Source organism: Amycolatopsis pretoriensis (assembly GCF_900107925.1).
Taxonomy (GTDB): domain Bacteria; phylum Actinomycetota; class Actinomycetes; order Mycobacteriales; family Pseudonocardiaceae; genus Amycolatopsis; species Amycolatopsis pretoriensis.
This window is the reverse complement of the sequence record NZ_FNUJ01000006.1, coordinates 705,434-727,299: the sequence shown is the minus strand read 5'-3', so window position 1 is coordinate 727,299 and position 21,866 is coordinate 705,434. Positions and strand designations below refer to the sequence as shown.

The following is a 21,866-nucleotide window of genomic DNA, read 5'->3' as shown; positions in this document are numbered from 1 at the left end:
CGCCGCCCGGGAGATGCTGGATCCCGGCGGCCCGACGGGCCGGGTAACCCGGGCAGCGGCGCCGCCGCCGCCCGAGGACGACAGACCGGCGCAGGACCCCGTTCCCGCGCCGGAGGACAGCGGGGACCTGATGGTTCCGGTGATACGGGGCTCGAGAGCCAGTGGGAGTGCGGTGGCATGAGCGTAGAGCGGATTTCGATCGTCGGTATCGGTCTCCGGTACCCCGACGCGAGTTCTCCGGAGGAGCTCTGGGAAAACGTACTGGCCGGGCGCCGGGCGTTCCGCAGGCTGCCGGACGAGCGGATGAACCGGGCGGACTACTACTCGCCCGACCCGAAGGCGCCGGACCGCTTCTACGCGCAGAAGGCGGCGGTACTGCGGGACTACGAGTTCGACCGGGTGGCGCACAAGGTCGCCGGCAGCACGTTCCGGGCGACCGACACGACGCACTGGCTCGCCCTCGACGTCGCCGCCGCGGCCCTCGCGGACGCCGGCTTCGGCGAAGGTGAGGGCGCGCCGCGGCAGAACACCGGTGTCGTCATCGGCAACAGCCTCACCGGCGAGTTCTCCCGCGCCAACATCATGCGGCTGCGCTGGCCGTACGTCCGCCGCACGGTCGCGGCGGCGCTGAGCTCCCGCGGCTGGGAGGACGAGGAGACCGCGTCCTTCCTGCGGGAACTGGAGATCCAGTACAAGGAGCCGTTCCCCGAGATCAACGAGGACACCCTCGCCGGTGGGCTGGCGAACACCATCGCCGGCCGCGTCTGCAACCACTTCGACTTCGCCGGCGGCGGGTACACCGTCGACGGCGCCTGCTCCTCTTCGCTGCTGTCCGTGGTGACCGCGGCCAACGCGCTCGCCCAGGGCGACCTCGACCTCGCCATCGCCGGCGGCGTCGACCTCTCGATCGACCCGTTCGAGGTGATCGGCTTCGCCAAGACCGGCGCGCTGGCCAAGCGCGAGATGAAGGTCTACGACGCCGACTCCAACGGCTTCTGGCCCGGCGAGGGCTCGGGCATGCTCGTCCTGATGCGCGAGAGCGACGCGCTGGAGCAGGGCAAGCGGATCTACGCCTCGATCGGCGGCTGGGGCGTCTCCTCCGACGGCAAGGGCGGCATCACCCGGCCCGAGGCCGCCGGGCACCGGCTGGCCCTCAAGCGCGCCTACGACCGCGCGGGCTACGGCGTCGAGACCGTCTCCTACTTCGAGGGCCACGGCACCGGCACCGCGCTGGGCGACGCCACCGAGATCGAGGCGCTGTCCACCGCCCGCCGCGACGCCGACCCGCTGGCCAAGCAGGCCGCGCTGTCGACCATCAAGGGCAACATCGGGCACACCAAGGCCGCGGCCGGGGTCGCCGGCCTGATCAAGGCGACGCTGGCGGTCTACCACCAGGTCATCCCGCCCGCCACCGGCCACTACGAGCCGCACGAGTCGCTGACCGGCACGTCGGCGCGGATGTACGTCCCGCGTGACGCGTCGCTCTGGCCTGAGGACCAGCCCGTCCGCGCCGGGGTCTCGGCGATGGGCTTCGGTGGCATCAACTCCCACGTCACGGTCACCGAGGCGCCGACCGCGGCCCGCCGCCGCGAGCTCGACGAGCGGGCCCGGACGTTGGTGGCCGGCCGGCAGGACGCCGAACTGCTGCTGTTCGACGCCGACGACGTCGCGACCCTGCGCGGTGACATCGCCGCGACGCTGGAGGTCGTGCCGAAGCTGTCGTTCGCCGAGCTGACCGACCTCGCCGGCGAGCTGGCCGGGAAGCTGGCCGGCCGCTCGGTGCGCGCCGCGGTCGTCGCGGCCAACCCGGAGCACGCCGAGCGGAAGCTGACGAAGCTCCTCGAGCAGCTCGAGTCCGGTGACGCGGTCTTCGACTCGACCGACGGCATCTTCTCGAGCAGCCGCGGCACCGCGCCGAAGATCGGTTACCTGTTCCCGGGTCAGGGTTCCGGACGCGGCGGCGACAGCGCCCTGCGCCGCCGGTTCACCGCGGCCGACGAGATCTTCCGCGCCGCGGGCCTGCCGGCCAGCGGCGACCAGGTCGCCACCGAGGTGGCCCAGCCGCGGATCGTCACCGGTTCGCTGGCCGCGCTGCGCGTGCTGCGTTCCTTCGGCATCGAGGCCTCGACCGCCACCGGCCACAGTCTCGGCGAGCTGACCGCCCTGCACTGGGGCGGCGCGCTCGACGAGCGCGGGCTGCTGGACCTGGCGAAGGTGCGCGGCAAGGTGATGGCCACGACGACCGGCGACGGCACCGGCGCGATGGCCGGGGTCGCCGCTTCGCCCGGCCGCGTCGAAGAGCTGGGGCTGGGCGACGACGTCGTCATCGCCGGCTACAACGCGCCCGAGCAGACCGTCATCTCCGGGCCGGCCGGGGCGATCGACAAGATCGTCGCGCGCGCCAAGGCCCAGGGCGTCGGCGCGACCCGCATCAAGGTCTCGCACGCCTTCCACTCGCCGGCCGTCGAGCCGGCCGCGAACGCCATGACCGAGAAGCTCGGCGAGTTCGCCTTCGCCCGCTTGGAACGCCCGGTCGTCTCGACGGTCAGCGGCGACGTGCTGCACGCCGCCGAGAACCTGCCCGAGCTGCTGCGCGACCAGATCGTGCTGCCGGTCCGCTTCCGCGAAGCCGCCGCCAAGGTGGCCGAGCGCAGCGACCTGGTGGTCGAGGTCGGTCCCGGCCGGGTGCTGACCGGGCTCTTCGAGGAGATCGCCCCGGACACCCCGGTGCTCGCGATCGACACGGACAACGCGTCGCTGCAGGCCCTGCTCCGGATCGTCGGCGCAGCCTTCGCGCTCGGCGCCCCGATCACGACCGACGCGCTGTTCGAAGGCCGCGTCGTGCGGGCCCTGCCCGCCGACGGCGAGTTCAGCTTCCTCGCCAGCCCCTGCGAGGCGGCGCCGTCGATCGACAGCGAGCTGGCCGCCGAACTGGCCGCGGAGAAGGCCCAGGCCGCCGAGGCCGACGCCGGCACCGCGGAAGGCGACTCCGGTTCGACGCTGGACCTGCTGCGCAAGCTCGCCGCCGAGCGCGTCGAGCTGCCCCTGGAAGCCGTCACCGCCGACACCCACCCGCTCGACGACCTGCACCTGTCGTCGATCACGGTCGGGCAGCTGGTCAACGACGTCACCCGGGCGCTGGGCCGGCCCGCCCTGGAGGGCATGCCGAACTTCGCGACCGTGTGCCTCGGTGAGCTCGCCGAGATGATCGACGAGCTGGCGCAGACGGCCAAACCGACCGACACCCACGTCGGCGAGGCTCCTGGTGTCGGCCCGTGGGTCCGGCCGTTCGCGGTCGAGTACGTGCCCGCGCCGCGGCCCACCGCGGACTTGACGCCGGGTGCCGGGCGCGCCGAGTGGCAGGTCTTCTCGACGCCGCGGCACCCGCTGGCCGAACCGCTGAAGGCCGCGCTCGCCGCGTCCGGCTCCGGGGACGGCGTGCTGCTCTGCCTGCCCGCGGACTGCGACTCGAGCCACGTCGGGTTGTTCCTCGACGCCGGCCGCGCCGTCATGGCCGCTCCCAACGGCACGCGCTTCGTGGTCGTGCACCACGGCTACGGCGCCGCCGGCCTGGCCCGCACCCTGCGGCTCGAGGACCCCTCGGCGAAGACGACGATCATCGACTTCGCGGACCCGACGCCTTCGGGTGCCGACGAGCTCGCTTCGGCCGTGTCCACCGTGGTGGCCGAGGTCGCCGCGACCACGGACTTCACCGAAGCCCGCTACGGCGCCGACGGCGGCCGCACGGTGCCGCGGCTGTCGGCGCTGGCCGCGCCGAAGCCCGGCCCGATCCGCGACTCGCTGGACTCGACCGACGTCCTGCTCGTCACCGGTGGCGGCAAGGGCATCACCGCGGAAAGCGCGCTGGCGCTGGCCAAGGACTCGGGAGCGCGGCTGGCCCTGCTCGGCCGGTCGGACCCCGAGTCCGACACCGAGCTGGCGGAGAACCTCGACCGCATGGAGGCGGCGGGCATCCGCTACCGCTACGAGCGCGCCGACGTCACCAGCGCCCCGCAGATCGCCGAGGCGGTCGCCCGGGTCCAGGCCGAGCTCGGCCCGGTCACGGCGATCCTCCACGGCGCGGGCCGCAACGAGCCGGCCGCCCTCTTCTCCCTGACCGAGGACAGCTTCCGCAAGACCCTCGCCCCGAAGATCGGCGGGCTCAACGCGGTGCTCGCCGCCGTCGACCAGGACAAGATCAAGCTCCTGGTCACCTTCGGCAGCATCATCGGCCGGGCGGGCCTGCGCGGTGAAGCGCACTACGCCACGGCGAACGACTGGATGACCGAGCTGACCCTGCGCTTCGGCCAGGAACACCCGCAGGCGCGGGCGATCGCGCTGGAGTGGTCGGTCTGGTCGGGCACCGGCATGGGCGAGAAACTCGGCGTGGTCAGCGCGTTGATGCGCGACGGCATCACGCCGATCCCGACCGAGGAGGGCATCACCATCCTCCGCCAGGTGCTGGCCGACCCGGCCGCGCCGCCGGTGCTGGTGGTCTGCGGCCGCACGTCGGGCCTGGCCACGCTGCCGATCCAGAAGCGGGAGCTGCCGCTCACCCGGTTCGTCGACCGCGCGGTCGTGCACTACCCGGGTGTCGAGCTGATCACCGAGGCCGACCTCTCCGACGGTGCCGACCCGTACCTGACCGACCACCTGCTCGACGGGCAGCTGCTGTTCCCGGCGGTGCTCGGCATGGAGGCCATGACGCAGGCCGCGGCGGCGACGCTGGACCGCACCGGCACCCCGGTGCTGTCGGACGTCGAGTTCCTCCGGCCGATCATCGTCTCGCCGGGCGGGTCGACCACGGTCCGGCTGGCCACGCTGGCCCGCGACGCCGACACCGTCGACGTCGTGATCCGCAGCGACGAGACCGGCTTCAGCGCCGACCACTTCAAGGCGCGGCTGAGCTTCGCCCGGCCGGACCGGATCGGCGAGTGCGTCCCGCGTGACGTCGCGCTGCCGCCGGTCCCGGTGGAGCCGATCAGCGAGCTCTACGGCTCGGTCCTGTTCCAGGGCAAGCGGTTCCAGCGGGTCCTCGGCTACCAGCGGGCGAGCGCCCGGCACGCCGTCGCCGAGATCTCGACGAACGCGGACCACTACTGGTTCGCGCCGTTCCTCCCGCAGGAGCGGCTGCTGGCCGACCCCGGCACCCGGGACGCGATGATGCACGCGATCCAGTGCTGCGTCCCCGACGCGACGCTGCTGCCGCAGGGCATCGAGAAGCTGTACCTGGCCGAGCCGGGCAAGCAGCACGACGAGTACGTCCTGCTGGACGCGAAGGAACGCCTCCAGGACGGCGACAGCTACGTCTACGACCTCGACGTGCGCAACCCGGACGGGACGCTGGTCGAGCGCTGGGAAGGCCTGAAGCTGCGCGCGGTCCGCAAGCGCGACGGCGCGGGCCCGTGGGTCCCGTCGATGCTCGGGTCCTACCTGGAGCGTGCGTGCGAGCGGCTGCTCGGCGGAACGCGGTCGGTGGTGCTCGAGCCGGACCCGGCCGGGCGCCCGGCGGAGGGCATCGCCGAGCGGAGGGCGCAGACCGCGCTCGCCGCGGGGCGCGCGCTCGACAAGCCGGTCGAGGTCCGCTACCGCCCCGACGGCAAGCCGGAGTGCGACGGCGGCGTGCACGTCAACGCGTCGCACACCTCGGAGCTGACCCTCGTCGTCGCCGGCGCCGACCAGGTCGCCTGCGACATCGAGACGGCGATCGAACGCACGGAAGAGGACTGGGCCGGGCTGCTGGGCGAAGAGCTCCTCGCCCTCGGCCGGCTGCTGGCGGCGGACACCGGCGAACCGATCAGCGTGGCCAACACGCGGGTCTGGAGCGCGCTGGAGTGCGTCCGCAAGACCGGCTCGATGACGCAGGCCCTCACCGTGCGCCAGGTCGACGCCGACGGGTGGGCGCTGCTCGCCTCCGGCGGGGCCCGGATCGCCACCTGGTCGACCACCGTCAACGACCGGACCGACCCGATCGTCTTCGCCGTGCTCCACGCAGAGGGGAACTGAGGATGTCCGACTACTACGAGATCCGCCACACGGTCGGCTTCGAAGAGACCAACCTGGTGGGCAACGTCTACTACGTGAACTACGTGCGCTGGCAGGGCCGGTGCCGCGAGATGTTCCTCAAGGAGAAGGCCCCGGCGGTGCTCGAAGAGGTCCGCCACGACCTCAAGCTGTTCACCCTCAAGGTGGAGTGCGAGTTCTTCGCCGAGATCACCGCGTTCGACGAGCTGTCCATCCGGCTGCGGCTGGAGGAGCTCACCTCGACGCAGATCCAGTTCGCGTTCGACTACGTCCACCTGCGTGCGGAGGGCGAAGTGCTGGTGGCCCGGGGACGGCAGCGGATCGCCTGCATGCGCGGGCCCAACACGGCCACCGTGCCGTCCCGGGTCCCCGAGCAGCTGCGCGACGCGCTGGTTCCCTACGCGACGGCCGCGGTCAACGGCAAGGGAGTCTGAAAGTGGGCTACGAATCCGATCCCCCCGTGCTGAAGCGGCTGCCCAAGTCGCCGGCACGCCGCGGCCTCTCGGCGCAGCCGGGACTGCGGCAGGTGATGGCGCAGTTCGCCACCGGGGTCACGGTGCTGACGGCGGGCGGGGAGGACGCGCACGGCATGACCGCCAACGCGTTCTCGTCGGTGTCGCTGGAACCGCCGATGGTGCTGTGCTGCGTGTCGAAGGCGGCCCGGATGCACGCGGCGATCGTCACGGCCGGCTCGTTCGGGGTGAACATCCTCGCGGCGGACCAGCAGGACACGTCGAAGTACTTCGCCGACTGGCGCCGGCCCGACGGGATGGCCCAGTTCGAGGCCGTCGGCTACACGCCGGGCGGCAAGACCGGGGCCCCGCTGCTGAACGGGGCGCTGGCCTGGCTGGAGTGCGAGCTGGCCGAGGTGGTCGCGGGCGGTGACCACTCGATCTTCCTGGGCCGGGTGGTCGCGACCAGCCGCGGCACCGGCGAGCACGCGCTCGTCTTCTACGGCGGCGGCTACCACCACGTCGACGGCAGGGCCCGCGCGGCCTGAGGGAGGGGAAGTCATGCTGATCGCGGTCACGGGCGGCACCGGCTTCCTGGGCGCTCACACGGTCGCGGCGCTGCTGCGGCGGGGGCACCGGGTCCGGCTGCTCGCCCGTGACCCGGTCGGCCCGGCCCGGCCCGGCGTCGAGGTCGTCGGCGGCGACGTCACCGACGTCGCGGCGGTCCGGGGGCTGGTGGCCGGGGCGGACGCGGTGCTGCACGCGGCCGGCCTCTACACGTTCGACAGCCGGCGCCGCGACGAGCTGTGGCGGGTGAACGTCCGGGGGACCGAGGTGGTCCTGGCCGCCGCGCGCCGGGCCGGCGTCGAGCGGATCGTGCACGTGTCGACGGTCGGGGCGCTGTACCCCACGACCGCGCCGTCGATCGGGGTCGCGAGCCCGATCGGCGGGTCGCGGGAGCCCTACCTGGCGTCGAAGGCGGCGGCCGAGCGGGTCGCGCGGCAGCTCCGGGCGGCGGGCGCGCCGGTCGTCGTCACCTACCCGCCGGCGTTGCTCGGCCCGGACGACCCGCGCCTGGGCGACCAGAACGCGCGGCTGCGCGACGTCCTGCGCGGCCTGACGCCGATCTGGCCGGGCGGCGGGCTCCCGGTCGGGGACGTCCGCGACTCGGCGGAGCTGCACGCGCGGATCCTGGCCGGTTCGGTGTCCGGGGCCGCGTTCTTCGGCCCGGGGCATTACTCGACGACCCGCGAGTACCTGGCGGCCGTCCGGGAGGCGACCGGGCGGGCGTTGCCCGCCGTGGTCCTGCCGGCGCGGGCGCTGTACCCGGTGGGGCGCTTGGCCGACCGCCTGCAGCGCGTCTGGCCGCGGGCGCTGCCGGTGCAGTACGGCGCGATCCACGTCTGCGCGACGGCGGTACCGGTCGCCGCGGACGTCCCCAGCGGCGGGGTCGCGGCCCGGCCGGTGCTCGAGACCGTGCGCGACACCGTGGCGTGGCTGCACGCCGCCGGGCGGATCACGCGGCGGCAGGCGGGCACGGCCGTGTCCACTGTGGACGTAAGAAACGCAGTTCTCACCGGTCCCGGACCCGGGGCCGTCCAGACCGAGGAGGTCCTGCCATGACCACCAGCGACGCCGGGCACGCGGACACCGGTGACCGGGCGCCCGCGGTGACCACGCCGCCGCCCGTCGAGGCGCTGGTCCGCCCGATGCCCCGGCTGGGCCGCGGCATCGTGTGGTCCGACATCGTCGCCGAGATCGAGCGGGACCACCGGGCCCGGATGAGGGATGCCGCGTGAGCGGAAGCCAGGAGTCCGGCGCGGCCCGGGCGGACGACGCGGAGGTGGTGCCGGTCCCCGACGGGGTCCGGCGCCGCCGGCTCGGCCGTCCCGCGCCGTCCGGGGACGCCCAGGTCATCGAGCTGGCCCGCACCGCCGGCCTGGCGCGGCCGGAGCCGGCCGACATGCCGTTGCTGCGCCGGCGCCGCGAGGAGCTGCGCGCGCACATCCACGAGGGCAAGCTCGACGCCGTCCGGCGCCAGCACTCGCTGGGCAAGCTGACCGCGCGCGAGCGGCTCGCCCTGCTGCTCGACGAAGACTCCTTCACCGAGATCGAGCCCTACCGGCGCCACCAGGCGAGCGGGCCGGGCCTGGCGGGCAACCGCCCGCACACCGACGGCGTCGTCGCCGGCTCCGGCACGATCGACGGGCGCCGGGTGTTCGTCTACGCCCAGGACTTCACGCTCTTCGGCGGGTCGCTCGGCGAGGCGCACGCGGCGAAGATCCACAAGGTGCTCGACCTCGCGGTGGCCAACGGCGCCCCGGTGATCGGGCTCAACGACAGCGGCGGCGCCCGGATCCAGGAGGGCGTCCTCGCGCTCAACGGCTACGGCGGCATCTTCCGCCGCCAGGTCGAAGCGTCCGGGGTGATCCCGCAGATCAGCGTGATCCTCGGCCCGTGCGCGGGCGGCGCGGCGTACTCGCCGGCGCTGGCGGACTTCACGTTCATGGTGCGCGACACCGCGCGGATGTACCTGACCGGGCCGGACGTGGTCGAGGCCGTCAGCGGCCAGCGCGTCACGCACGAGGAGCTCGGCGGCGCGGACGTCCACGGCAGCGCTTCCGGGGTGGCGACGGTGGTCCACGACGACGAGGAGAGCTGCCTCGCCGACGTCCGGTACCTGGTGTCGCTGCTGCCGTCGAACTACCTGGACCCCCCGCCGGCGACGGTGCCGACGAACGCGACGGACGACTACCGGCCGCGGCTGGCCGAGCTGGTCCCGGTGGAGCCGAACCAGCCGTACGACATGCGCGACGTCTTCGCCGAGGTCGCCGACGACGGCGAGTTCTTCGAGCTGCACGAGGGCTGGGCGCGCAACGTGCTGTGCGCGCTGGCCCGCATCGACGGGCGCGTGGTGGGCCTGGTCGGCAACCAGCCGGTGGTGTTCGCGGGCGTGCTCGACGGACCGGCGTCCCAGAAGGCGGCGCGGTTCGTCCGGTTCTGCGACGCGTTCGGCATCCCGCTGGTGAGCCTGGTCGACGTCCCGGGGTTCCTGCCGGGGGTGGAGCAGGAGCGCGGCGGCATCATCCGCCAGGGCGCGCAGCTGCTGCACGCGTACTGCGAGGCGACGGTGCCCCGGATCCAGGTGATCCTGCGCAAGGCGTACGGAGGGGCGTACATCGTGATGGATTCCCGTTCGATCGGCTGTGACCTGTCGTTGGCGTGGCCGACGAACCAGATCGCGGTGATGGGCGCGGAGGGAGCGGTGAACGTGTTGTACCGGAGGGACCTGGCGGCCTCGTCCGACCCGGCGGCGTTGCGCGCGAAGCTGGTGGCGGAGTACACGGAGGAGTACCTGAACCCGCAGTACGCGGCGGAGCGCGGGTTGGTGGACGACATCATCGACCCGGCCGAGACGCGAGCGGCGGTGGCCCGGGGGTTGGCGATGCTGAGGGACAAACGCAAGCCGGCGCCGGGTCGCAAGCACGGCAACCTGCCGATCTGATGTCCGCGATCCGTGTGGTCCGGGGCGCTCCGGACGACTGCGAGCTGGCGGCTTTGGTGGCTGTGCTGGGGATGGTTTCGGGTGGCGGGTCGGTGGCGGAGGTGCCGGGGCCGTCCGTGTGGGGGGATCCGGCTTGGCGGGGGCGTGAGGTGCGGGCTGCTTTGGGGGCTTGGCGGGTTTCGGGTCTGCCGCACTGAGCCGGTGGTGGGCTTCGGTTCGGAGGGGTGACCGCTCGCCGCCGCCGCGCTGTGCGGGCCTTGCCTCCGGCCTCTTCCGCCGCCCCATGTGGGCCCCTTGCTGCACCTCTTCCGGCCCTCCGGCCCAGCCCCGCGCTTGCTCTTCCGGACCCCGCCCACTGCCGTTGCGCGGTGCCGAGGAAGCCTTCGACCCTGCGCCGGTTTCCGGTTCCGCGCGGTGCCGAGGCTCGCCCTCCAGCCCCGCGCTTGCCGCTCTTCCTCCCGCGCGCACCGCGGCCGGCCCCGCCGCCACCCCGCTCGCGCCTACTGTCGGCGCCGTGCGCGCCGCCCCGCCGGCCGCGGCCCTCGCTGCCATCCCGCTCGCGCGTGCTGCCGCTGCCGGGTGTGTGCCTCGCCCGCTGGCAGCGGCCCCGCCCGGCTCGCCCCTCTTCCTCCCGCGCGCCCCGCGGCCGGTCCCGCTGGCCCGCCGCCACCCCGCTCGCGCCTACTGTCGGCGTCGCGCGTGCGCGCCGTCCCGCCGGCCGCGGCCCGCCCTGTTCGCGCCTGCTGTCGGCGCCGCGCGCTCGCGCTTCGCGCGCGGCGCCAGGCCGGGCCAGGCTTGCGGCCAACCGGGCCGAAGGCCGTGAAGGTGGCCTTCACCGCTCTCGGCAGGGAGCGCCCCAAGGCCACATTGGTTGCGTCTGGCGCACCGAAGGCCACATTGGGTGCGTCTGACGCAACCAAGGCCACATTGGGGCGCTCGGGCCAAGGAACAACCGGTCCGCCGAACCCGGCGTGCGGCGCAGCTGCCCGCGCCGCGCGCTCGCGCTTCGCGCGCGGCACAAGGCCGGGCCAGGCTTGCGGTCAACCGGGCTGAGGGCCGTGAAGGTGGCCTTCGCGGCTCTCGGCAGGGAGCGCCCCAAGGCCACATTGGTTGCGTCTCACGCACCGAAGGCCACATTGGGTGCGTCTGACGCAACCAAGGCCACATTGGGGCGCTCGGGCCAAGGAGCGACCGGTCCGCCGAACCCGGCGTGCGGCGTACCTGCCCGGCGGCGCTTCATGCTCGCCGAGCGGCTGCCGCCCGTCTCCGGGTGCCGGCTGATCCGCCGGCCGAGCGGCCGAATCCGGAGGAGCGAGCCCTCAAGCCGCCTGGCCCCTCAACCGCCGCTCGGCGGCGCGTTCCCGGCTCGGCGAATGGGTCGTGTGCCCCGGGTGCACTGCCACATACCGCACCGCTCCGTCCGAAAACGCTTCCACCTCCGTGCGCTCGCCCGGTCTGAACTCCGCTCCGCACACCGCGCACGTTCGCTGCCGGTCGGCCGCGCCGCCGAGCGGTTTGCCTTCCTCCGCCATGTCGCACCTCGCCATCGAGTCACTCCCAGTGCACTCCGCGCACCCCTATCCCGACCACTCAAAAGCTGCGCACGTCCGATCCTCGACCTCCGTGGCGCATGGTGGATCCACACCGAAAGCACGGAGGAACGCCATGACAGCAGCAGCGGTCCCGGCCGACGACTGGACCCCGCCACCCGCCGAAGAACCGCGCGGGCTCCGGCTCGTCGAAGCGCCCGAACCGGACATCGAAGAGCACATCGTGCTCGGTTACAACTGAGCGGCGCGGGCTCCGGCGCCGGACACGGACGGTGCCGGAGCGCACGCTCGGAGATGAGCACCGCGCTTCCCGACCAGGAGAATCGATGGTGTTCGGGCCGGAGTGTCACCGCAGCACGGTGGCCCATGCGTGACGGCGATCTGCGACGTTCGGTTGGGAGGCCGGCGGATGGCAATGCGCCTCCAGCTCACGGCGGGCCTCGAGGTCCTCGAAAGCTGGGCCGAGACGGCGTCGCAGGCGGAACGGAACGTCGTCTACGAAGCCTTGTTCGCCGTCGGTGACGGCTCCGCTTTTCTCGTTTACGACATTTTCGGTGACCCTCGCGATCCCGGTCATTTCATCGTCATGGTGAAAGCGGGACTGGCCATGAAAGTAATGGTGCGACGCGCCGATTCCGCCTTCGAAATCCGCTATGTCGGCACGGTCGAAGACGGCGTCGATACCGCGGCCGCGGCTCAGGAGACCGCCAGCCCGGAGTGATTGCTCTTCGAAAGTGCTGAGCTGAACGGACCAATCCGTCCTCCGCAGCCGGGTGCCGGTACCTCCGCTGATCGGTCGCCGTTTATTCGGCTTCCCAGACGTGCATTCCTCACCTTGACAGTGTCTCCGGCGATGTGAAAGCCTTTGCGTGTTCGCTGGTCAGGCCGCTATTTCTGGGGTGGGTAAACGTAGGAGGCTGCACCATGTCTTCACCCGAATTGCCAGGACTCGACGTTTCCAGCCGGGTGCGTGCCCGGGACGTCCAGATGACCGGGACCGCCGACGTCGGCCGCCGGGTGCTCATGATCACCGGCGCCATCGACACGACCGACCACGACGTCTCGGTGAGCGTCAACCTGCCCGAGCCCGGTCGCTGGCAGGTCATCAAGGCCGAAACCAACCTCACCGACCAGACCTGGGTCGCGATGCAGGCCGTCATGGACGAGGACTCCACGTTCCTCGACGACGAAATGCTGATGTCGCCGCAGTTCTCGAAGAGCTTCATGACGCCGGACGCGCGCCGCCTCACCTTCTACGACGGTGAAGTCCGCCCCGGCGAAACCGTCCTGAAGATGTACTCGATGGAGACCGGCGGCCGCAAGCCGGCGTACTTCTACTCGCGCTACAGCCCCATCGCCACCGACAGCGCCGAGCAGTCCCAGCAGACGCTGGACGAGCTGGTCACCAACGGGATGAGCCAGCGGCCGGTGGTGGAGCTGATCGTCCCCGTCACGGTGCTCTGAGCCGGCGGCGGGCCGAGCAGTGATCTCGTTCGTACCGGAACCGCACCTGCTCGACTCACCGCGTGGCCGCGCCTGGCCGCGTCCACCCGCGCCACCGTCCCCGGCGCGGGGGGCGTCGCCCGCGGCGGCCGCGGACGTCGTGATCGCCGGGGCCGGCCCGGCCGGCCTCGCGGTCGCCTCCGCCCTGTGGCACCACGGCGTGTCCGACGTCGTCGTCGTGGACCGCGCCGGGCGGCCGTGCGGGCGCTTCTTCGACCGGATCGACCTGCTGGGCCAGCGCGTGCTGCGCTCGCCCTACGAGCACCACCCCGGCGTCGAGGGCTTCCGCGACTGCGAGCTGCTCGACTTCGCGCGGCTGCACTGGGGCCGGCTGACGCCGATCGAGCGCCGCGAGATCCGGATGTCGCAGTCCGGGCACCGCTCGGTCGTCCCGGTCGACGTCTTCGACGCCTACTGCGCGCACCTGGTCACCACCCACCACGTCGGCGAGAAGACGTGGCAGGCGACCGTGCGCGAGGTCGTGCCCACCCCCGACGCCGTCACCGTGCACACCGACCGCTTCTCGATCGCCGCCCGGCACGTCGTGCTGTGCCCCGGCGAGGAACGCCGGCCCGCGCCGGAAACCTGGTGGGGCGGCGGCCACCCGCCGCGCGGAGTGTCCTTTTGGGACGAATCGGCGCCGGCGGGCGCGCGCTGCCAGGTGGTCGTCGGCGCCGGGCTCACCGCGGCCCACCTGATCAGCGGCGCGCTCGAAGCCGGGCGCGAGGTGCACTGGGTGGTGCGCGAGACCGGCGAGCGCTACCAGTGCGCGGACGTCAACTCCACCTTCTTCCGGCCCGAGGGCCGCAAGCGCTTCGACGGCGTCGGCTGGACCGAGCGGCTCGACCTCATGGGCCGGTTCCGCCGCGCGTCGATCATGTTCGAGTTCCGGCCGCTGCTCGAGCGCGCCGAAGCCGAAGGCCGGCTGGTCGTGCACCGCGGCGAAGCGGTCAAGGAGATCGCGCCGGCGGTCGGCGGGAGCGTCGTGCTGCGGCTGGAGAGCGGCCGGCGGGTCGCGGGCGACCACGTCGTGCTGGCGCTGGGCACGACGCCGTCGATCGGCACCGGCCTGCTGCCCGACGAGCTCGTCGACGCCCGCGACGGCTGGCCGTCGCTGGACGAACGCACGCTGTCCTACCGCCGGGAGCCGCGCGTGTCGGTGGTCGGGGCCGCCGCCGGGATGGTGCTCGGCCCGGCCGCCCGCAACATCGACGGCCACCGCGTCGCCACCACCCGGGTCGCCGCGGCGATCGCCGCGCAGCTGCGCGGTGTGGCCGCCGCGCCGGCCGAGGCGGTCGTCGGTGTCTGATTCGCGGTTCGCGCTCCCGGAAGTCGACGCGCCCGGTACCACCGAAGCCGGGATCATCCTGCTGGGCCTGGACGCCGACCGGCTGCTCGCGGGCCTCGCGCTCGCCCGGCTCGCCGACGACCCGGCCCTGGTCACGCAGGTGGTCGACCAGGCCCGGCACGGCTCGGCCCGGTTCGGCCTCGGCGGCCTGCTGGAGTCCGGCCGCGAGCACTGGCTGGCCCTGCGCGACCGGGTCGGCGACCCGCCGTCGAGGTCGTCGCCGGGTTCGCTGCGGCGGGAGTGGGAGCGCCGCCTGGACCTCGTCGCGGCCGCGGTGCCCGGCGCCGGCGCGGGCACGATCGCGTACCTGACCGCGTGCGCGCTGCGCGGCACCGAGGTCGACCAGCTCGCCGCCGGGCTGGCGGACGGAAAGGAACCCTTCGATGTCGTACCTGAAGTCCCTGCCGGCTGAAACCACGCTGCTGCAGGTCTTCCGGGCCTACCCGGGTCCCGCCAAGCACCTGCTGGCCTTCCACGAGGAGCTGCTGCGCGGCGAGTCGCCGTTCACCCCGGGCGAGCGGGAGATGATCGCGGCGTACGTGTCCGGGGTCAACGCCTGCGACTACTGCCACGGCATCCACACCGTGACGGCGGAGGCGTTCGGCGTCCCCGAAGGCGTGCTCGCCGCGGCGGTCGCGGACCTGGACTCGGCGCCGGTCGAAGAGAAGCTCAAGCCCGTGCTGGCCTACGTCGGCAAGCTCACGCGGACGCCGTCGCGGATGACCGAGGCCGACGCCGAAGCCGTGTTCGCGGCGGGCTGGGACGAGCGCGCGCTGCACGACGCCGTCCTCGTCTGCGCGCTGTTCAACTTCATGAACCGGATGGTCGAGGGGCTCGGCATCGAGGCCGACGCGGCCTACACGGTGACCTCGGGGGAGCGCCTCAAGGAAGGCGGCTACGCGGGCCTGACGGGCCTGCTCGCCGAAGCCTGAACCCGGCTCGCGGAGGCCCCCGGCGCGGACGCGCCGGGGGCCCTGTCGTATGTCCACAAAGGATGATCACAGTGGACGGACGGTGGCCCTCGGTGTCCGGGTGGACACGCTCGGTCGGCGCTGGGCGAAGTGTACGGATTTGCTTCTGTGGCAACAGGTTTCGCTTTGCCGCATCGCGCAACCAGGGCATCGTGGGAGATGATCCGCCGCCCCCGCCCGGTACCGTCGCCTGGTGACAGAGCCGGTCCGCGCGCCGGTTTTCCCGAGTCGCCCGTTGATGGGGGTCGCGAACATGCGCCTGATACACCTACGGAAGAGCAGGCCGGTGGTCGCCGTCCTGGCGAGCGCGCTGCTGCTCACGTCGATCCACGTGATCCCGGCCTCCGCCGGCCCGGCCGGGGTCGAGCGGACCCGCGTCGCCTCGGGCTGGGGAGAGCCCAACGGCGACAAGGCCAGCACCCGCCGGGTCGGCGGGCCGGTGAACAGCGGCAACGTCGGTTCGCTCCAGCAGGTCTGGACGGCACCGCTGGTCGGCAACACCGACCGCTACGTCGGCACGCACTCGGCGACGCCGGTCGTGGCGGGCGGCGTCATGTACACCCAGGACCACAGCTCCAACGTGTACGCGATCGACCTGCGGACCGGACGGCAGCTGTGGACGAAGCTGTACCACTCCGAGAGCAACGGCCCCACCGGTGTCGCGGTCGGCGACGGCCGCGTGTTCGGCGGCACCGCCGACTCGGTGTTCGCGCTCGACGCGCGCACGGGGACCCAGCTGTGGATCAAGAAGATCACCCGCAACGAGAACGAGGGCATCGACATGGCCCCCGGGTACGACAACGGGACCGTGCTCATGTCCACGGTCCCCGGTGTCTACGGCGGGTTCTACAAGGGCAACGGCCAGGGCGTCGTCTGGGCGCTCGACGGCCGGACCGGCGCCACGAAGTGGAAGTTCGAAACGGTCCCGGCCGACCTGTGGGGCATGCCGGACGTCAACTCCGGCGGTGGCCTCTGGTACCCGCCGAGCTTCGACGCCCGCGGCGACGTCTACCTGGCGGTGACCAACCCGGCGCCGTTCCCCGGCACCAGCGACTACCCGTGGGGCCAGAGCCGGCCGGGGGCGAACCTGTACACCAACTCCGTGGTCAAGCTGAACGGCCGGACCGGGAAGCTGGTCTGGTACAACCAGGCGAGCCCGCACGACATCTACGACTGGGACTTGCAGAACTCGCCGATCGTGACGACGGCGGGGCGGCGGCCGGTGGTCATCGGCTCCGGCAAGGCGGGCTTCGTCTACTCCTACGACCAGGCGACCGGCAAGACGCTGTGGAAGACGGCCGTCGGGATCCACAATGGACACGAGGGTGACAACCTGCTGGCCATGAACGGCCAGTACGACAAGCTGCCGCAGCTGCCGGTGGAGATCTTCCCCGGCGTGCTGGGCGGCATGCCGGCCCCGCTGGCGGTCGACGACACGACGATCTACGCGGCGGTCAACGACATGGGCGCGACCTGGACGACCCAGGGCCTGCCCACGCTGCCGCCGTTCGACCAGGGCAAGGGCGTGATGGTGGCGCTCGACAAGGTCACCGGCGCGATCAAGTGGCAGCACCCGCTGGACCACTCGCCCTACGGCGCGTCTTCGATCGTCAACGACGTCGTGTTCACGACGACCTACGAGGGCAAGGTCCACGCGCTGAGCACGAAGACGGGCGCGGAGATCTGGTCGGCCCAGCTGCCGGCGGGCTCCAACTCCCCGGTGATGATCGACGGCGACACGGTGGTGGCGGTCGGCGGGTACCCGCTGACCCCGGACCAGAAGCCGACGATCGTGGCGTACCGCCTGCCCGCGGACTGCCCGCGGCGCTGAGCGGTTCGCTTCTCCCCGGCCGTCCCGGGCACCAGCCGGTGCCCGGGACGGTTTCGTTCGCCGGCGGCCGCGTTTTCCCACCCGTACCAGGGGATCGTGCGCAGCAGACGCAATCGGGAAGACGTCCCGCGGCCCCGTGCGGTGTGAGGATCCAAGGGTCAGCTGTCCTCGCCGACGAACGGGCCGTGACCTATGCAGCCGTTTCGTGTCTCCATCCCGCAGGCCGACCTCGACGACCTGAACGCCCGCCTCGCCGCCACCCGCTGGCCCGCCGAACTGCCCGGCGTCGGCTGGAGCCGCGGTGTTCCGCTGGGGTACCTCAAAGAACTCGCCGAGTACTGGCGGACCGAGTACGACTGGCGCGTCGCCGAGGCGAAGCTCAACTCGTTCCCCAACTTCCGGACCCGCATCGACGGTTCCGACATCCACTTCGTGCACGTGCGCTCGCCGCACGAGAACGCGATCCCGCTCCTGCTCACCCACGGCTGGCCCGGTGGCGTGGTCGAGTTCGTCGACCTCGTCGAGCCGCTCACCCGCCCCGCGCCCGGCGAGCAGGCGTTCCACCTGGTCGTCCCGTCGATCCCCGGTTACGGCTTCTCGACGCTGGAGGAGACCGGCTGGGACGTGCCGCGCATCGCCCGCGCCTGGGCCGAGCTGATGAGCCGCCTCGGCTACGACCGCTACATCGCCCAGGGCGGCGACGCCGGCTCGGTGATCTCGCTGGAGCTCGGCCGGACCGCGCCCGACCACGTGCTCGGCGTGCACGTCAACATGCTGATGACCTTCCCGTCGGGCGACCCGGCCGACTTCGCCGACCTCGACGAGGTCGACCAGGCGCGGCTGGGCCGCCTCGGCCAGTTCGACGCCGAGCTGTCGGGCTACATGCGCGTCATGGCGCAGCGGCCGCAGACGCTGGCCTACAGCCTCACCGACTCGCCGGTGGGGCAGCTGGCCTGGATCGTCGAGAAGTTCCGCGAGTGGTCCGACGCCGCGCTCGTCCCGGAGGACGCCGTCTGCCGCAACCACCTGCTCACCATCGTCTCGACCTACTGGCTGACCGCGAGCGGCGGCTCGTCGGCGCAGTTCTACTACGAAGGCGCCGAAGGGGTCCGGCTCGCCGCGAGCGGGGTCAAGCCGCCGCCGATCGAGGTCCCGGTCGGCGTCGCGGTGTTCCCGCGCGACCTGTTCCTGCCGATCCGCCGCTGGGCCGACCGCGACATCCCGACCATCAAGCACTGGACCGAGTTCGACCGCGGCGGCCACTTCGCCGCGATGGAGCAGCCGGACCTGCTGGCCGGCGACATCGCCAAGTTCGCCCGTTCCCTGTAGCCCGGCCGAGCACGGATAGGAGTCCCGATGGTTTCCCGGTCCCTTCAAGAGCACTTCGCCGGGCAGGTGGACCGCACCCCGGACGCGGTCGCCGTGTCCGCCGACGGCGTGGTGCTCACCTACCGGCAGCTCGACCGGCTGGCGAACCGGCTGGCGCACCGCCTGCTCGGCCTCGGCGCCGGGGCGGAGCGGCCGGTCGCGGTGCTGATGGACCGCTCGCCCGACGTCGTCGTCGCCGTGCTGGCCGTGCTCAAGGCCGGCGCCGCGTACCTGCCGCTGCACCACTCGTACCCGGTGGAGCGCAAGCAGTGGATCCTCGAGCACGCCGGCGACCCGATCCTGCTGACCGACCGCGCCCTGCGCGCGCAGGGGCTGCCGCGGGCGGGACGCGTGGTCGTCGTCGACGAGGACGACCGGTCCGCGCTGCCGGAGAGCGACCCGAAGGTGGCCGGGCACCCGGAGGACGTCGCCTACGTCATGTACACCTCCGGCACGACGGGGGAGCCCAAGGGCGTCTCGATCCCGCACCGCGCGGTGCTCGGGCTCGCCGCCGACACGCGGTGGGAGACCGGCTGGCACGACCGGCTGCTGCTCGTCGCGCCGCACGCGTTCGGCGTCTCCACCTACGAGCTGTGGGTGCCGCTGCTGCGCGGCGGCACGATCGTGCTGGCCCCGCCCGGCGACCTCGACATCGCGACGCTGCGCCGGCTGATCACCGACCGGGCGATCACCGGCCTGCACCTGACCGCCGGGCTGTTCCGGCTGGTCGCGTCGGAAGCCCCCGAGTGCTTCGCCGGCGTGCGCGAGGTGCTGACCGGGGGTGACGTGATCGCGCCGAACGCCGTGCGCCGCGTGCTGGAGACCTGCCCCGGCACCGTCGTCCGCGCGATGTACGGCGCCACCGAGCTCTCGACGTTCGCCGTCAGCTGGCCGATGCGGACGCTCGCCGACGTCGAGGCGGGTGTCCCGGTCGGCGAGCCGCTCGACGGCCTGCGGGCGTACGTGCTCGACGACCGGCTCGAACCGGTCGCCGACGGCGCCGCCGGCGAGCTGTACCTCGCGGGCAGCCGGCTCGGCCGCGGCTACCACGGCCGGCCCGACCTGACCGCCGACCGGTTCGTCGCCGACCCCTTCGCCGGGGACGGCGGCCGGATGTACCGCACCGGCGACCTCGTCCGGTACACCGCCGACGGCGTGCTCGACTTCGTCGGCCGGGCCGGCGACCTCGTCAAGATCCGCGGTTTCCGCGTGGAGCTCGGCGAAATCGAGACCGTGGTGTCGAAGTTCGCCGGTCTCGCGCACGTGGCCGTCGTCGCGCGGGAGGACGAACCCGGCGAGACGAAGCTCGCCGCGTACGTCGTGCCCGCGGCCGGCGGCACGGTCGACGTGCCCGCGCTGCGCGCGCACGCCGCCGAGCTGCTGCCCGACTACATGGTCCCGGCGTTCGTCGTGCTCGACACGCTTCCCCTGACGCCCAACGGGAAGCTGGACCGCAAGGCGCTGCCGGTGCCGGAGACCGCGGTCGCCGGGGACTACCGCGCGCCGGGCACCGACCGCCAGCGCGTCCTCTGTGGACTGTTCGAGGAGGTGCTCGGCGCCGCGCGGGTCGGGCTCGACGACAGCTTCTTCGACCTCGACGGCCAGTCGATGCTCGCCATGCAGCTGATCAGCCGCATCCAGGCCGAGCTCGGCGCCGAACTGACCATCGGCGACCTCTTCAACGCACCGACCGTCGCCGCGCTCGACGACCTGCTGCCCAGCGGAGGGGACGCATGAGCACCAACCCGTTCGACGGCCCGGACGGCACGTTCCGGGTGCTGGTCAACGCCGAGGACCAGTACTCGCTGTGGCCCGCGGACCTCACCGTGCCGCGCGGCTGGACCGAAGCGTACGGCCCGGGGGCCAAGGACGGCTGCCTCGAGTACGTCCGCACGCACTGGACCGACCCGCGGCCGCGCAGCCTGGCCGCCGCCGACCCGAGGAGGGACGCCCGATGACCGGACCCGCGGTGCCGGAAGGCCCGTTGCCGCTTTCGCTCAACCAGGAGTTCCTCTGCGCCTACGACAAGGGCGACACGGACGGCGCCTTCGGGCACCTGCACACGCTCGCCTACGGCTGGCGCGTCCGCGGCGCGCTCGACGTCGAGACGCTGCGGGCCGCGCTCGACGACCTCGTCGTCCGGCACGAGACGCTGCGCACCACCATCACCCGGGGCGACGAGCGGTCCCAGCGGGTCCACCCGCCGTCGCCGGTCGAGCTGGAGGTCCGGACCCTGCTCGCCGACCCGAGCGGCCGGGACACCCGCGCCGAGGAGTTCACCAACGAGATCGAGGCGATCCCGTTCCCGGTCGGCCCGCTGCCGCACCTGCGCGCGGTGCTGGGCCGGTTCGACGACGGGGACGCCGTGCTCGTGCTCGTCACCCACCACAGCGCCACCGACGGCTGGTCGATGCAGGTGCTGATGCGCGACCTGACGCTGCTGTACGCGGGCCGCCGCGGCAACGCCCCGCGCGAGCTGCCGCCGGTCGGGCACTACCGGGACTTCACCGCGTGGCAGCACTCCGGCGCCGCGGCCGCCGCGGTCGCCAAGCCGCTGGCCTACTGGCGGGAGCAGCTGGCCGGCGCGCAGATCCTCGCCGTGCCCACGGACACCCCGAAGGACCCGGCGCGCCCCAGCGCCTACGGCGTGCACCGGTTCCTGATCGACCGGGAGCTGACGGCCGCGACGCTCGCGTTCGCGAAGTCGGCGCGCAGCACGCCGTTCATGGTGCTGCTGGCCGCCTACGTCGCGTTGCTGCACCGGCAGACCGGGGAGACCGACGTCGTCGTGCCGACCTTCACCTCGGGCCGGTTCCAGCGGGAGTACGCCGACTCCGTCGGGCCGTACTTCAACTTCGTCGCGCTGCGCGTGCGGCTCGACGGCGCCGCGACGCTGCGCGACCTGCTGGAGCGGGTCCGCAAGACCTGCTTCGACGCCTACGCCAACGACATCCCGTTCAGCCTCGTCGTGCCCGAGGTGCCGCAGGTCGTCACCCAGTTCGCCGCCGCGGACCGCGCGGTCGTCGCGTTCGAGGTGCTGCAGTCGCCGGACGCGCTCGACGAGACCGTCGTCGGGGACCTCACCTGCACCGAGATCCGCCGCCGCACGATCTCGCAGGCGGTCAGCTGCGGCATCCCGGACGGCGGGTTGTGGGCCACCGACATCCTGCCTTCGGGGGAGATGGCGTCGAGCCTCAAGTACGACGCCAACCTCTACGACCGCGCCACGGTCGAGGCCACCGCGAAGGAGTTCCGCGAGCTGCTCGCGGAGCTGACCGGCGCGCCGGACTCGCCGGTGGCGGGTTCCTGATCGG

At 72.9% G+C, this 21,866-nt stretch carries 18 protein-coding genes; all 18 read left to right on the top strand.

Annotated elements, in window-relative coordinates; genetic code table 11:
• Positions 1-177: 177 nt before the first annotated feature.
• The 18 genes from BLV96_RS29520 to BLV96_RS29435 all read left to right on the top strand — a co-directional run bounded on the left by BLV96_RS29520 (position 178) and on the right by BLV96_RS29435 (position 21,862).
• The gene (locus BLV96_RS29520) at positions 178-6,006 is read left to right on the top strand and encodes a type I polyketide synthase (protein WP_086677137.1); all 5,829 of its coding nucleotides are present in this window, start codon (positions 178-180) and stop codon (positions 6,004-6,006) included.
• A 2-nt stretch (positions 6,007-6,008) separates the two neighbouring features.
• Positions 6,009-6,458: an acyl-CoA thioesterase gene (locus tag BLV96_RS29515; protein ID WP_086677138.1), complete on the top strand. Its 450-nt coding sequence runs from the start codon at positions 6,009-6,011 to the stop codon at positions 6,456-6,458.
• 26 nt (positions 6,459-6,484) lie between these two features.
• The gene (locus tag BLV96_RS29510) at positions 6,485-7,024 is read left to right on the top strand and encodes a flavin reductase family protein (protein WP_425266201.1); all 540 of its coding nucleotides are present in this window, start codon (positions 6,485-6,487) and stop codon (positions 7,022-7,024) included.
• 13 nt (positions 7,025-7,037) lie between these two features.
• On the top strand, positions 7,038-8,099 hold the full coding sequence (locus BLV96_RS29505) for an NAD-dependent epimerase/dehydratase family protein (protein ID WP_086677139.1): 1,062 nt from the start codon (positions 7,038-7,040) through the stop codon (positions 8,097-8,099).
• Positions 8,096-8,275, top strand: coding sequence for a DUF6222 family protein (locus BLV96_RS29500; protein WP_086677140.1), 180 nt, complete (start codon positions 8,096-8,098; stop codon positions 8,273-8,275). The genes BLV96_RS29505 and BLV96_RS29500 overlap by 4 nt, the downstream gene beginning before the upstream one ends.
• Entirely contained in the window at positions 8,272-9,981 is a 1,710-nt protein-coding gene (locus tag BLV96_RS29495) for an acyl-CoA carboxylase subunit beta (RefSeq protein ID WP_091389641.1), read from the top strand. Before BLV96_RS29500 ends, BLV96_RS29495 begins: the two co-directional genes overlap by 4 nt.
• Complete coding sequence (locus BLV96_RS29490; RefSeq protein WP_091389639.1) at positions 9,981-10,178, top strand: acyl-CoA carboxylase subunit epsilon; 198 nt, start codon at positions 9,981-9,983, stop codon at positions 10,176-10,178. The genes BLV96_RS29495 and BLV96_RS29490 overlap by 1 nt, the downstream gene beginning before the upstream one ends.
• Positions 10,179-11,646: 1,468 nt before the next feature.
• A complete protein-coding gene (locus tag BLV96_RS51285; RefSeq protein ID WP_279627558.1) occupies positions 11,647-11,772 on the top strand; it encodes a hypothetical protein in 126 nt (41 codons plus the stop codon).
• 129 nt (positions 11,773-11,901) lie between these two features.
• Positions 11,902-12,252, top strand: coding sequence for a DUF6235 family protein (locus BLV96_RS29480; RefSeq protein ID WP_425266198.1), 351 nt, complete (start codon positions 11,902-11,904; stop codon positions 12,250-12,252).
• Positions 12,253-12,518: 266 nt separating this feature from the next.
• Positions 12,519-12,995: a DUF6423 family protein gene (locus BLV96_RS29475; protein ID WP_167379778.1), complete on the top strand. Its 477-nt coding sequence runs from the start codon at positions 12,519-12,521 to the stop codon at positions 12,993-12,995.
• A gap of 19 nt (positions 12,996-13,014) precedes the next feature.
• Positions 13,015-14,343 carry an NAD(P)-binding protein gene (locus tag BLV96_RS29470; protein WP_086674831.1) on the top strand — a complete coding sequence of 443 codons (1,329 nt, stop codon included), beginning with the start codon at positions 13,015-13,017 and terminating at the stop codon, positions 14,341-14,343.
• On the top strand, positions 14,336-14,794 hold the full coding sequence (locus tag BLV96_RS29465) for a DUF6187 family protein (protein WP_086674833.1): 459 nt from the start codon (positions 14,336-14,338) through the stop codon (positions 14,792-14,794). Before BLV96_RS29470 ends, BLV96_RS29465 begins: the two co-directional genes overlap by 8 nt.
• Positions 14,766-15,314, top strand: a complete 549-nt coding sequence (locus BLV96_RS29460) for a carboxymuconolactone decarboxylase family protein (protein WP_086674830.1) — start codon at positions 14,766-14,768, stop codon at positions 15,312-15,314. The genes BLV96_RS29465 and BLV96_RS29460 overlap by 29 nt, the downstream gene beginning before the upstream one ends.
• Positions 15,315-15,639: 325 nt before the next feature.
• Complete coding sequence (locus BLV96_RS29455; protein WP_158104112.1) at positions 15,640-17,184, top strand: outer membrane protein assembly factor BamB family protein; 1,545 nt, start codon at positions 15,640-15,642, stop codon at positions 17,182-17,184.
• 192 nt (positions 17,185-17,376) lie between these two features.
• Positions 17,377-18,513, top strand: a complete 1,137-nt coding sequence (locus BLV96_RS29450; RefSeq protein ID WP_086674828.1) for an epoxide hydrolase family protein — start codon at positions 17,377-17,379, stop codon at positions 18,511-18,513.
• Positions 18,514-18,540: 27 nt separating this feature from the next.
• On the top strand, positions 18,541-20,289 hold the full coding sequence (locus BLV96_RS29445; RefSeq protein ID WP_091389636.1) for a non-ribosomal peptide synthetase: 1,749 nt from the start codon (positions 18,541-18,543) through the stop codon (positions 20,287-20,289).
• A complete protein-coding gene (locus BLV96_RS29440; protein ID WP_086671520.1) occupies positions 20,286-20,510 on the top strand; it encodes an MbtH family protein in 225 nt (74 codons plus the stop codon). Before BLV96_RS29445 ends, BLV96_RS29440 begins: the two co-directional genes overlap by 4 nt.
• A complete protein-coding gene (locus BLV96_RS29435; RefSeq protein ID WP_086671518.1) occupies positions 20,507-21,862 on the top strand; it encodes a condensation domain-containing protein in 1,356 nt (451 codons plus the stop codon). The genes BLV96_RS29440 and BLV96_RS29435 overlap by 4 nt, the downstream gene beginning before the upstream one ends.
• Positions 21,863-21,866: the final 4 nt, after the last annotated feature.

Coding starts and splice junctions, on each gene's coding strand:
- BLV96_RS29515 (WP_086677138.1), top strand. CDS start 6,009: ATGTCCGACTACTACGAGATCCGCCACACGGTCGGCTTCGAAGAGACC.
- BLV96_RS29460 (WP_086674830.1), top strand. CDS start 14,766: ATGTCGTACCTGAAGTCCCTGCCGGCTGAAACCACGCTGCTGCAGGTC.
- BLV96_RS29490 (WP_091389639.1), top strand. CDS start 9,981: ATGTCCGCGATCCGTGTGGTCCGGGGCGCTCCGGACGACTGCGAGCTG.
- BLV96_RS29500 (WP_086677140.1), top strand. CDS start 8,096: ATGACCACCAGCGACGCCGGGCACGCGGACACCGGTGACCGGGCGCCC.
- BLV96_RS29445 (WP_091389636.1), top strand. CDS start 18,541: ATGGTTTCCCGGTCCCTTCAAGAGCACTTCGCCGGGCAGGTGGACCGC.
- BLV96_RS29475 (WP_167379778.1), top strand. CDS start 12,519: ATGACCGGGACCGCCGACGTCGGCCGCCGGGTGCTCATGATCACCGGC.
- BLV96_RS29505 (WP_086677139.1), top strand. CDS start 7,038: ATGCTGATCGCGGTCACGGGCGGCACCGGCTTCCTGGGCGCTCACACG.
- BLV96_RS29435 (WP_086671518.1), top strand. CDS start 20,507: ATGACCGGACCCGCGGTGCCGGAAGGCCCGTTGCCGCTTTCGCTCAAC.
- BLV96_RS51285 (WP_279627558.1), top strand. CDS start 11,647: ATGACAGCAGCAGCGGTCCCGGCCGACGACTGGACCCCGCCACCCGCC.
- BLV96_RS29520 (WP_086677137.1), top strand. CDS start 178: ATGAGCGTAGAGCGGATTTCGATCGTCGGTATCGGTCTCCGGTACCCC.
- BLV96_RS29440 (WP_086671520.1), top strand. CDS start 20,286: ATGAGCACCAACCCGTTCGACGGCCCGGACGGCACGTTCCGGGTGCTG.
- BLV96_RS29450 (WP_086674828.1), top strand. CDS start 17,377: ATGCAGCCGTTTCGTGTCTCCATCCCGCAGGCCGACCTCGACGACCTG.